The sequence below is a fragment of the bacterium genome, assembly GCA_016699125.1.
GTDB lineage: Bacteria > Babelota > Babeliae > Babelales > Vermiphilaceae > AWTP1-30.
The window spans coordinates 319,936-332,050 of record CP064961.1; the positions used below are offsets into that span (position 1 = coordinate 319,936).

Genomic DNA, 12,115 nt, shown 5'->3' on the forward strand with positions numbered 1-12,115 from the left:
GCAAAACTATATAATGTACCATACATAGTATATATTTTTTTAAAATGACAGTAGGCATAAGACATGGAGAATCCAAAAAATTATGGCCGGTATGCGATTATAGCGACAGGCGGCAAGCAGTATCAGGTGGTTGAAGGAAAAACAGTTGCGGTTGAGCTTTTGGCCGGTAACGCAGGCGATGCGGTGACGTTTGATCAGGTTTTATTCAGAAAAACCGCCGAAGGTGTCTTTGAAGTAGGTCAACCAACACTTAAAACTGTGGTGACCGGCTCTATCGTAAAACATGTAAAAGGTAAAAAACTGATTGTTTTTCGTTTTAAACGGCGCAAAAAGGTTCGTGTAAAACGGGGTCATCGTCAACAGGCAACTGTGGTTCGCATCGAAGCAATTTAAATGTTATCGGGTATAATTCAGTTGAATTGGATTATACCCGTTTTTATTTTTTAAAAAAAGGCATTTTATCGATGAGGGGCCTTTTATATTTTGTTTTTAAACGGTTTTTATTCCTTCTTTCAGTTCTTCTTTGTTCTGAAACTTGATTCCTTTTTTGCCTTTCTAGTGGATTATAAAGCTCTCGCCTGTCTATTGTGGGGCGTAATTGTATTTCTTCGTTTTCTACTGCTTTTTTGAATTTTTCCATAGTTGCTTTGAATTCTTTATTTTTAAGATTAGGTTCAGCCTTTTTTGGTACAGATTCAGGTAGCTTGGTTTCTGTTTTTTTTGATTTTTTAATGTTTTGAAATGCTTCAATCTGTCTTTTTTGTTGATCAATTTGATCATTGCCTTGCATATAAAATGTGTTAAATACAGTTCCTAAAAATTTTTCAAATTTCAATGACCCAATAATATAAATGTCCGGTTGTGGTTCATACTGTAAAGCTCCCTGGTTAAGTTTTTTTGTTTTAAGAACAAAAAATTTTGAAGGGGCTTGTAGGTCAAATGTTGCTTGATAAATATTTGATAAAACTTTCTTTTTTCTGGCAGTTAAAAATGGCAATGTTTTTGAACCGTTTTTTGGTATGAGCTCATTGTTAAAATAGGTCAATAACCCTTGCAATGCATTGTTATCATCTGGCAAACTGGTCAGGACCTGTTTTTCAAACGTTACGGTGCCGTGTCCATCTGTGTCTAAATGAATGGTTAAAGGAAAGCGAGGATCAGAATATGCAATATTTTGCGCCAGACCTTTTGTGTGTGAAAAATCGGGTGCCACTTTTTCAAGCATTGCATGGAGGTTTTCGATATAAAATGTCATTTTTCCCGTATTGTCAGAACCCGTTTGTGCCATCTGTTTTGGCTTGGTTACCATCTCCATTTCAAGGTCAACAGGTTTATTGTGCGAGGTTAAAAAATGTCCAGGATCGTTCTTTTTTTGTTCTAATAGCTTTCTAAAAAGCATTGCATCTTCAGTTTCAAAAGGCTCTTTTACAGTTGGTTCTGTCTGGTTGTCTGTTTCATTAAGCGTTTCAATAATCGATTCTAAAAATGGGACAAATTCGTTTTTGCCAACAACTTGTGTGTTGATGGTTGGAATGTACGGGTTTTGTTTGAATGGGGTACTGTTCTCTACGACGAAAAACGACTCCAAAATCTTTTTTTGTCCCAGATAGCTATTTTTAGTTTGAAAAACAGGATTTATCGGTTCATCAGGCCATGAATTATTGTTCTGCTGCTGCACATTTTCAAGCAGCAACAATGGTTGTTGTTCCTGTTGTATATTCGCCAAAAAATTTGCATCAATAGTCACGGTTCCATGTCCTGATGTGAGTACATCAATGGAAATGGGAAGTTTTTTGGTCGTAGTCGACTGCCAGTTTGGTGCAAACTCTGTTGTCTGCCAATAGATAGGGCTTATGTTTTTTAGCAGACCTTCAATATTTTGAACGTAAAAGGTTACAGAATCAGGCTGATTTTTGGTGATCAAAGGCTGATTGAATGTTGTCATCGCATCATTCGCGCCGGCAATGACAGGATCTGTTTGAATATTTTTTAGGAATGTTTTTTGTTCTTGAATCGGTGTGGCGACTAGATTTTCAAAAATAGGCCAAAGGGGGAACGCTGTTGGTATGTTTTTTTCAGTTTCTGCTTGTTGTACCGGTTGAGCTGTTTGCGCTGCCGTTGGGATTTGCAGTTGATTGGTGGCGTTTGCAATCGGTTCAAGCGTGGTGATTTCAGCCAGCGGGATTGTTACTTTTTTTTTTCTGTAGTTATAGGATTTAGGCGCTCCTTCAACTCTTTGTTTATTTGAGCTTTAACCGCTTGATTATAGGGGGTGTTTGCAGCATACGGCTTTTCCAGATCTGTGATGGCTTGAGTAATGTTTTTCCGAGCTTCTTGATCGGTTTTATTTTCTGCAGCTTCTCTCTCAATGAGCTGATTAAGCATATTATTTATTGTTTCAAACTGTTTTGCTAGGTTGGTTTTCTCTTGCATTGATTGATTTAACTTTTTCATAGCAGGCTTTAAACTTTTTTCTAGGTCAGGCTCTTTTGGTATGTTCTTGGCTATGGTTTTTGTAAGTGTTTCATATGCATCGTTTAATATTGCTTCCTTGGTAAATATTCTATCTTTAAACTCCTTAATTTTTGCTTTGATTTCTGCTGTTTTAGCGTTACTATTATTCATTTTTTCTTTGTATGTTTTTTGTAGCTCCGATTCTAAGTTAGCAACTACTGCGCTTCTATTTTCTGAGAAGGTATCTTTGGGAAGATTTTTTAACTTAATGATTTTATTTTGAATGGAGTTTTTTGCAATATCTAATTCCTTTTCTGTTTCGTACAAAGTTTTCTTAAACGTTTGTAGATCTTTGGTAATTTCTTCAATATCTTTTATATGACTAGCATGGTAGAAATTGGTTAGTTTTTGCAAGCGCTCTTGTATTGCAGTCTTCTCTTTTTGAATCTCTGTATCATTTAGCAAATCATTTAAATAATTACTTAACTTTTGATAGTTCTCAGTTGTAAATTTATTATTATTTGGAATTTCTTTGATAAAATTATCTATTTTTGTTAAACTTTCTTGAAGTTTACTCGTTGAAATGGGATCAATTTGTGATTTTGTCAGTTTATTCTTAAAAATGGTTGTAGAATCCAAAGTTGCAGGGTCAGTTGGTAAGAATAAGCTTGAAGAAGTTTCGGGTATGCGCATAGTACGTGATAAGCCTGTTTCAATGGATTCAGGTTCAGCACTTTCTATGCTCTCTGTTATTTTTGTATGTCGTACTTGCAATCTGAGATCTTCAACTTGACGCTTTAATGCCTGGTTTTCAAGTTGAAGGCGTGATATTTTTGCGTTTAATTGACTATTTTTATGTTGCAGGCTGCTATTGTTGGCGGCTACGTTGTCATCGGTAATCTTTTGTACGGTTGGAAACAGCTCTTGCTGTAAAAATGTGTTAAAGTTTTTGCTGATTGAAGCAGTCTCTTTTGCTTGTGCAACACGTACGTTCAAGTATTCAATGGAATTTTCAATGATGGCGTTTGCAGTATTTCGATATTCCAAAGTTAAAGCGATCAGGTAGGGAACCGTCTGCTGCTTTTGCTCGTCATATGAACTATAAGTTTCCAAAAACTTGTTTATCGATTTTATCAGACCGTCTAAATTAGTTTCTATTGTGGCATTTTGAGTTTCAAAATTTTCTTGGCTTACATTGTTTTTGAGTAAAATTGTATAGATATTGATTAACTGGCCAATTTCCAAGCTTTTTTTCGTAACAGTCAACAGTTCCGAGTAAAGATATTCAAGGCGATTACCTTTGAACGGTTCGTCAATTGCTGGATTAATGATCTTAAATGTGGCATCAGAATAGTCGCTTTCTGTTTTTGATCGCAAAATCTTCTTTTTAAAAAGGTCTTTTGCGCTGTTACCAATTTTGCGAAGGGTTTTGCCAAAGCCTTCGCTGCCGTTTACTACTATTTGAAATTCTGTTGTTCTATTTTTGATAATAGTATTTATCTCACCGTATTTTGTTTTGATTGCTTCAAGTATAATGTCGCTTATTTCCTTTTTGTAGTTTGCCAATACTGATTCATATGACTTTTCTTTTCCTTTGATATTTTTTTTCAAATCAAATGCAACTTCATCTGCTTTGGTTTGGCTTTTTAATGAGTCGAGCATCTGAATAGTTCCGATCGTTGCGGTGAGATTGTCTGGGTTGACGAGCGGTAAAATGCCGCGTTGCTTTTCGATTACTTGATACAAAATGCCTTCAACCGTATCGCGCTCAGGTTCTTGACTAAGCAGTGCAGAATAAAAGGAAAGAAGCAGTAACGAAAAAGAGAGAGCTGCTTTCATGGTGATTTCCTCTGTTTTAGTAGTAATAGTTTTTATTCTCTGTTATGTACGTTTTTAGCATACAGATTAAAAATACAAAATAGCAATAATTTTAAATAATGATGTTAAATTTTTAGAAAGATTGTAAATATAAACCTGTTTTTTAGGTGAAAACTTTCAACCTACAAAAACAATGCCGCAAGTTCAACTGAAACAAGAAAAATCATTGACAGAGCCAATTTCAGAATTTTTTGTTTCAGTTTTCGCTTTTTTAAAAAATGCCTTCCGAAAATCTTTTAGGCAAATAAAAAAAATTACATATTGAAATAAATAATAAAAATCTGTTATAATTAAATCTGTAATCTCTATTGTAATGGATGTTCTTATGAAATATAGCACTGTGGTATTGGTTTTTTTTTCCAATATAATGCTTGCAGGTCAACATGATATGAATCAAAAACAGTTTAGCTTGCCATTGAATCAATCAAAGCGTCCTCTTAAGTTAACCGAAGTGAAAAATAAACTAGGAGCATTAAGAGAGATGCTTTCAAACAAGACCGCATTAGTCTTCCCTACTGAGCAAAATGCCCGTAAATTATGTTCATTTGAGATAGAAGAGAAGATTAATTTTGTTGAACAGATGTATAAAGAATTGGCAAGCGGATTGTCTAAAGATGACTTTGATCCTTTGCGTTTTGAACTTCTTATCTATAATATAGAGCGTATGATTAAACAGCTTGACTGTGACAAAGAAATCAAAGAATTAAATAACATATTAAAGGCCTTTGAGGTAAATACGTCTAAAGATCAGTCTATTATTCAAAAGGTTCGTAATATTTGGCGAGTTTTGGGTGGGTTATACGTAATACTTAATGAATTTCACGGTATAGAGCTTCACCCTGATAATCAGGCCATTTTCGATTATTTAGAAAAAAACTTACTGGAATATGCCTTTTGGGATCAAGATGATGCCGTTTATTACAAAATAAAACATTTTTTCAAGTCTGAGCAAAATCAACAGAAACTTTTTTTTATGATAAATCACATGCTTGATTTACTACAAAATTATTACACTGGGAAAGCTTTATCGTATGATCGTTACTTGGATTCAAAAAAAGACAGCTACGAATCCATTGATAATAGGCTTCTTGCAGGTCTTTTAACTGTTGATCAAAAATTAAAAGATAGCTTAAAGTGGCTTATTGTTGAAAAAGCAGGTATAAACTTACTTACAAATTATTTATTTCATTATTCTATAACCATGGCTAGCTCTCCTTTTACAAACCTTTATCAACTCGTGAATAGTTTTTTTGATAAAAGTGTATGTATGCGATTTTTTTATAAAAAATATAGTGATATAAGCGAAGCAAAGGTTGTCTTTGATGAAGCTGCAATTAATAGGTATTTTTTCAATTTGCAACCTACTACACAAGAGACCGATCTGATCAATAATATGGTAGCTACTGTTGAGGATAATGCTTTAAAATTATACAGCTATTGGATTAGTGAAAATTTACATTCATCTCGGAAATTTTTTGAAATTTTTCTGAATATGGCATTAAAACATAAAAACATAGTATCACATTTTTATCCCTCGGAACAGTCTTCTGAAAGGATAATGCAGCATCATATTATAGATGTTTATTGTTCTGTGATTGCTTCTACAGCTTCTGAATCAGATAAGGAGTTTTGTTTTCAGTTATTATTAAAGTTTTTAGAACAGTCTGATACTGCATTAGATATAACTAATTTGATGAAGCTTGATGATGAGCTAAAAAACAAGATGGTGGGTGGCTCAGTACAAACAGATCGTGCAGAATATAGCTATTCTGGAAATGCAGTTGCTGAATTTACAAAATATGTTGACAGTCATCCTAATCAGATGGTTACCTGGCTCGTTTTTGAAAGAACTGGGCAAGCAAACTATTCACAGGTTCTTTTTTCTGTTTGGCCAACTAAGTTGCAGCAGAGGTATCGTTCTTTTGTTGATAAATTAGAAGAAGCTTTTGGTAAGGTTGATTTGCCAGAATATTGTTCACAATTGACTCTGGAAGAGTTTAAATCAGCTCTTTTTAAAAAACGAGACGAGGTAATTGTGAAATTTAATCAACATGTTATATTTAATTTTAAAAAAAAGAAAGAATTTTTAACTATTTTTGATAATTTTATAAAAGCCATAGATGATTCTTATGAAAAAAAAGATACTCATTTTTTATCGTTTGACTTCAAAAAATTAACAGCTCCTTTTGTAGAAGCTTCTGTATCAGGTAGCTTGGAGTCAAAAAATTTGATCAAGGGTTATTTTGATCGAGGCAGTATATGGGGTATCAAAAAATCATCGGCCTCTATAAATACAGATGATGATTCTGACGAGACTTTAAAGCAAGGACAAAGAGGTGCATTCTCCAGTTCACGTAAACCGAGTAGTTATTCGAAAGTTCCTATAGTGCATAATGCTGGTCAAAAATCTTTGTATCATGGCGGGCAAAAAAAGGGACAGACATTTCTAAAACAGATACCACAAAGCAAATCATATTTATCGGATGAACAACTACATAAAGAGACATTGGAAAAAAAGCCTGTGGTAAAAGATACATGGTGGAATAGATTGACCTATCGATTTGGCTGGTAATCAAGAAGTTTGTTTCAAGTACCAGCTGGTAAAACGCAAAGATTTTCCGAGTAGAAAGCCTGTCAAGATACCACTTATCATAAGATCAAAGAGCTTATACTTCAGCGCGATAGTAGGGTTAGTTACGTACAAAAATCCAAAAATATATTTTACAGTAAAAAAAGAAAGCATGATAACTAGTGTTTGATAACTGCCTGGTATAATGATGCTTGTCGTCTTCGTGTCTCGTTTGAGTTGGGTAGTATCGATAGTAAAAAAACTTATCACTGTTGTCACAATTACTACTGGTATAAGTGTAAGGGCGTCAGAGGAAAAGTAACTTTTGTATTTTAATCCAAACATAATGCATTGTGTTAAAAAGATTCGAGGAAGATAAATACTACGAGTTTTTGATGCTTTGATTCCCATGACAATAATATAGACAAACACTACCCACACCCAGGAGGGTGTTTCGAATAGTATGTCTTTCAAAATTAAAATTAGCATGTGTAATATCATCCTTATTATGATGCGAATTTTAATTTCTGGATCTCAAAATTAGCGATATTTTCAATTATTGGATTTTTAAATAGACACTCTCGAAAGGTTATTGTATCTTCATCAACCATTCCTTTTCCATTCAGTTTTATTTTTATTTCTATAGGGTTAGAGTCGTGAAAAATATCTGTTTGTTCTTTAAAAATATTGCGTATCTTTGTTCGTGTATCATTTTCGGTTTCAGTGATGTCTAGGTTAATGGGCAGTAATCCTTTTTGATTGATCGGGTGATCTGCAAATAAAAATAAAGAGAGCTTTGTAAATGCAGTATGATAGTCGTTCAATTCTTTTATAAGAACTTTACATTGTTTTTCAGATAGCTTTTCATCGTTTTCATCACGTTCAATTGCCATTGTGGATAAGCAAAATAAAACATTATTAAGCTTTTGCGCTATAGGATGGCTTGAAGTTACTAAGTTTGTTATATATTTATTTTGATAAGCATTTTGATAATGCTTATTTAGCTTGTTTAAAATCAGAAGATTTACATAATTTTGAATAAAAACTATATATTTAAACCTTTGTTCTTTGCTATCTATCTGATTTTTGTAGACTGTTTCTGAACCACTTATGGCAGAAACAAATTCATCCAATAACTGGATTTTCAAAATTTCTCTTTCTAATGCATAAATGTTTTTTATGTTTATTGCATTGCGTAATTTTTTTGAAACAAGTCTAAGCACTTTTGCTCTTTCTATGTTTTCCAATGGTAGTTTTAGTGTTTCGGCGATATCTGTTGCGAACAAAGTGAATTCAAATAAATGTTTTTCTGTAAGTTTACCATCAACTTTAAAGCTATCGAAAACGATTTGATAGATCTCGGATTGAATTATACTGGCCATTAATCTGTTTTCAGTGAACACCATTAAAGCAGGCTCCCCATCAGGGTGTGCTGAAAAAAGAAAGGAAAAAAGTATATCCTTCGTGTGCTCATACGTCTGAATTAAAGAATCCATTGAGTTTGCATTGTGTGTGATAAACAGAAAAAAGAATGTGATTTTTAAGTGTTTCATTAGTAAATTTTTTCTGTGTAATAAAAATATCTGTGTAATAAAAATATTAAGTTGGATTATAACACGCAATATAAATCTTGCAAGTATGAGATCCAAATCAAGTTACAGTAAAAAGCGCCTTGCTTTTAGTGTGTATTTTTTCTATTTTGTTAATAATTTTCAATTAAATAATAGTAAAGATTGAGTGAATGATTTTACATGTATGTATTGTCACAATGGTATTTTATAGTACTTTGTATACCTCATTTTCTAGTAATACTGATCTAGTATTACAAAGCTCAAATTTCAAAACAGATACAGGTCTTTGGAATGCTGCCACGGGCATTATGCAGGGCAGTAAAAGAATACAGGAAGATGTGATAGCTTTTGAAACTGAAAATGAATATTCATCGCCCCTGCTGGTTGCAGTATGTGATGGCAATGGTGGTATTGGGCAAGAACGTATTCAAACTGAACTGCTTCCATTATTGACGATGAAATTACAGTATCAGCGTCTATTAGCTAATATTATGAAGCAAAATAATAGTCCTGAAGCATTATCATCAAATATTAGAAAGGCATTTTTAGAGGTTAATGAAGATCTAAAAAAAATTAATAGAGATAGTCAAGACTCGTGGTACAGTGGCGGCTCAACAGCGTTGTGTCTGTTATCAGATGCTGAAAAATTTTGGTTAGCATTTTGTGGTGATTCGTTAGGTATATGGAAAGAAAATGGAGCTTTCAAGGACACCATCTCACATCATCTTGCCGAACGAACTGATTCATACAGTTTTTCAAGAAGTTTTGGTAATTTTAGATGTTCGTTATTCGAAATGACTTCAGAACCGGATATTTACGAAATTAAAAAACTGAATACTGACTGGTTATTGTTAGCAACTGATGGTTTGTGGACCCATACAAAAAAGGAAACAGTTTATAATTTTATAGAGGCGAATCAAAAAAAAGATTCAAAAACGGTGGTTCACGAGTTGTCTGTTTTGGCAATGTTTCATGATATATCGGCTAATTATGAGTGTAACTATATGGTGCCTGTTTTAAAACTATTGCTGTTATATCGCTATCCATTTTTGTCACGTACTGCAGCTACCGATTTTGAAATGTTTATTGAAAAGCATGAGCAGTTAAGTAACTTTTTGCAACTTTTTGAAATGTTTAATGGCTCTGGCTTTGATGCATTTGTTTCTCAGCAAGAGGCAGTAAATCCACTCAAAGCTCTATTTGAATCGATGCAAGATATCTGGTTGAGTGATGGATCCATTCAAATAGAACAGATAAAAACAGATATTTTGAGTTTGTTTAATATGTATAGGGATGGTGTGAATAAAAGTGAAATAGAATTGGAAGATAATACATTAAATAACATTTTTGATCGGTATTATGAAATAAAGGACAGATCAGGTGACCTTAATGTTCGGCTCAATAATTTAAAAAGGGCAAGTACAATAGACTGTGATGCGTTCAATGTTTTAAAATATGAAATATTACGTAAAATGCTGAGCTATACGATTAAGAATATATCTGAAGAATGCAAAGATCATCAGGGTGTGCAACTTTTGCGCATCTATGCTTGTCTGCCTGATCCAGAGCAGCTTAAGATAGCAATTAACAGTTATTACCATAACACACACCAAAGTGAAATCATAAAATTCTCCGATAACATGATTGCAACGGTGATAAAACGTCAAAATATAGATTTTCAAAATGAAATGATTGTTAAAGTTATTGAACATTATCAATATTGTTGTGAAGGTATGCGAAAAAAACTGGCAATCCTGACTGAAAAGCTAATGAATGGATGTATGAGCGAAGCTGAAATTACGCATTATAGCCAACTGCTTGCAAAACTACATTCTGATAACATGGCAATCGTGTATGTCAAAAAAGCTCGTGAAAATAGTGTCAAAAAGGAATCTACTCAAAAATTGGTAACAGAACCTACAAAAAATAGTTGGTTCAGTTCAACGATGAGTTTTTTGAGGTACAATCCATGGAATGTGAACAATGATGATGAAACGGTACAATGAGTATGCGGTAAGCTGATTAATGAAGCATAAACTAAAAAAAAGCCACTTTTGATGCAGATCAGAAGTGGCTTTTAACTATTTTGAAAGTGTTTTTTTTAATTATTGTTCAAAATTTGTTTGATTTTCAATTTTTTTTTGCTTGATCGCTTCTTTAAGCCATGGATATTTTTCTTCAAATTTTTTCGTCGCCACAAAACTTAAAGCATGGTAAATCTCAGCAAAACTCTTTTCTGTCTCTTGACAATAAGTGTCGATCCCTTGCTTTCCATTCCGAATACAATCGCTATTATATTGTTCAACTACATCATCTTTTAATAAACCTTTGTACAGAGATCTAGGATGAATATCGTGGGACGTTTTTAATGCAAAAAATTCTCTTAAAATATCAGCTTGAAGCTCCATAGCTTCATCATATGTTTTTACTTTACGTTGTTTTACTTTTGCATCAAAGAGCTTTTCAAATCGATCAATTTTACTTTTATCAAATAATACTAAAACACTTTGTTGATAATTTCTTCGTAAGAATTCCCACCATGTCTCACCATCAGCCTTGCACAATCCAGGAAATAAACCGATTAGGAGCAAACAAAAACACAAAATTTTTTTCATAAAAAACCTCAGCATATTGAAAAAAGAAAAAATACCCAAAAAACAGTTTTATTATAACTTTTATCCGCCAAAAAAGCAAAAGCGATTCATGAGCTTACAAGCCCAGCAGGTACCGTTCAGCTTCCAATGCCGCCATGCAGCCAGCACCGGCAGAGGTGATCGCTTGGCGATATTTATAATCATGCACATCTCCTGCTGCAAAAATGCCGGGAACTGAGGTATGAACCTGATTGGTAACGGTAATATATCCAAGCTCATTCATGGCAAGCTGGCCCTTGAACGGAGCCGTATTCGGCTTCAAGCCGATTGCAATAAATGCACCATCCGCTTCAAGCTCAGATTCGTTGCCGGTTTTTTGATGTCTGATGGTCATGCCGGTCAGCTGTGTGCCGTTGCCATGAAACTGTTTTACGGTGCTTTCGTATATGATTTTGATGTCAGGATCGCCCAAAACCCGCTGTTGCATGGCAAAAGAGGCGGTCAACTTATCAAGTATATGAACGATGGTGATCTGGTTGGTGAACTTTTTCAAAAAGGAGGCATCTTCCATGGCGGTGTCTCCACCGCCGATGACAACCACCTTTTTATTTGGATAAAACGCACCGTCACAGACTGCGCAGGTGGTTACGCCTTTTGACCAGTAGGTTGCCTCGCCCGGGCATCCTAACGTTTTATGGTGTGCGCCTGTTGCAATGATGATCGATTGAGCGTGGTACGTTTTTGCTGCATCGGTCGTAACTGAAAACGGCTTTTTGGCAAAATCAACGGTTACCACAGATTCTGAAAGAATGTTTGTGCCAAAATGTAACGCATGCTCGCGCATCTGCATCATGAGCATTGGGCCAAGAATGCTTTTTTGACCCGGCCAGTTTTCAACGTAGGTTGTTGACATGAGCTGACCACCAGGCGTTTTACCTTCAATGATGATCGGATGTAAGTTTGCACGCGCGGCGTATACTGCCGCAGTGAGGCCTGCCGGCCCTGAGCCGATAATAATAAGATCGTGGACTTTTGTGTTCATGAATATT

Annotated in this window: 9 protein-coding genes; 3 read left to right on the top strand and 6 right to left on the bottom strand. The window is 34.5% G+C overall.

Annotated elements, in window-relative coordinates:
* Positions 1-63 precede the first annotated feature (63 nt).
* The gene (gene rplU / locus IPG37_01510; GenBank protein QQR54082.1) at positions 64-393 is read left to right on the top strand and encodes a 50S ribosomal protein L21; all 330 of its coding nucleotides are present in this window, start codon (positions 64-66) and stop codon (positions 391-393) included.
* A gap of 43 nt (positions 394-436) precedes the next feature.
* Here rplU and IPG37_01515 read toward each other — a convergent pair whose 3' ends face one another.
* Both IPG37_01515 and IPG37_01520 read right to left on the bottom strand, forming a co-directional pair.
* On the bottom strand, positions 437-1,945 hold the full coding sequence (locus IPG37_01515; GenBank protein QQR54083.1) for a hypothetical protein: 1,509 nt from the start codon (positions 1,943-1,945) through the stop codon (positions 437-439).
* A gap of 242 nt (positions 1,946-2,187) precedes the next feature.
* Positions 2,188-4,293, bottom strand: a complete 2,106-nt coding sequence (locus IPG37_01520; protein ID QQR54084.1) for a hypothetical protein — start codon at positions 4,291-4,293, stop codon at positions 2,188-2,190.
* A gap of 364 nt (positions 4,294-4,657) precedes the next feature.
* On the opposite strand from IPG37_01520, the gene IPG37_01525 reads away from it, so the two are divergent.
* Positions 4,658-6,904, top strand: a complete 2,247-nt coding sequence (locus IPG37_01525) for a hypothetical protein (protein ID QQR54085.1) — start codon at positions 4,658-4,660, stop codon at positions 6,902-6,904.
* Here IPG37_01525 and IPG37_01530 read toward each other — a convergent pair whose 3' ends face one another.
* Positions 6,905-7,390, bottom strand: a complete 486-nt coding sequence (locus tag IPG37_01530; protein ID QQR54086.1) for a hypothetical protein — start codon at positions 7,388-7,390, stop codon at positions 6,905-6,907.
* Positions 7,391-7,407: 17 nt separating this feature from the next.
* Positions 7,408-8,454, bottom strand: coding sequence for a hypothetical protein (locus IPG37_01535; protein QQR54087.1), 1,047 nt, complete (start codon positions 8,452-8,454; stop codon positions 7,408-7,410).
* 188 nt (positions 8,455-8,642) lie between these two features.
* Between IPG37_01535 and IPG37_01540 the strand changes: the two genes are divergently transcribed.
* A complete protein-coding gene (locus tag IPG37_01540; protein QQR54088.1) occupies positions 8,643-10,478 on the top strand; it encodes a protein serine/threonine phosphatase 2C family protein in 1,836 nt (611 codons plus the stop codon).
* A gap of 99 nt (positions 10,479-10,577) precedes the next feature.
* Here the strand turns inward: IPG37_01540 and IPG37_01545 are convergent, their stop codons facing one another.
* Together IPG37_01545 and trxB are read right to left on the bottom strand one after the other, a co-directional pair.
* Positions 10,578-11,087 carry a hypothetical protein gene (locus IPG37_01545; protein ID QQR54089.1) on the bottom strand — a complete coding sequence of 170 codons (510 nt, stop codon included), beginning with the start codon at positions 11,085-11,087 and terminating at the stop codon, positions 10,578-10,580.
* Positions 11,088-11,181: 94 nt separating this feature from the next.
* Positions 11,182-12,108, bottom strand: coding sequence for a thioredoxin-disulfide reductase (gene trxB, locus IPG37_01550; GenBank protein ID QQR54090.1), 927 nt, complete (start codon positions 12,106-12,108; stop codon positions 11,182-11,184).
* Positions 12,109-12,115 lie beyond the last annotated feature (7 nt).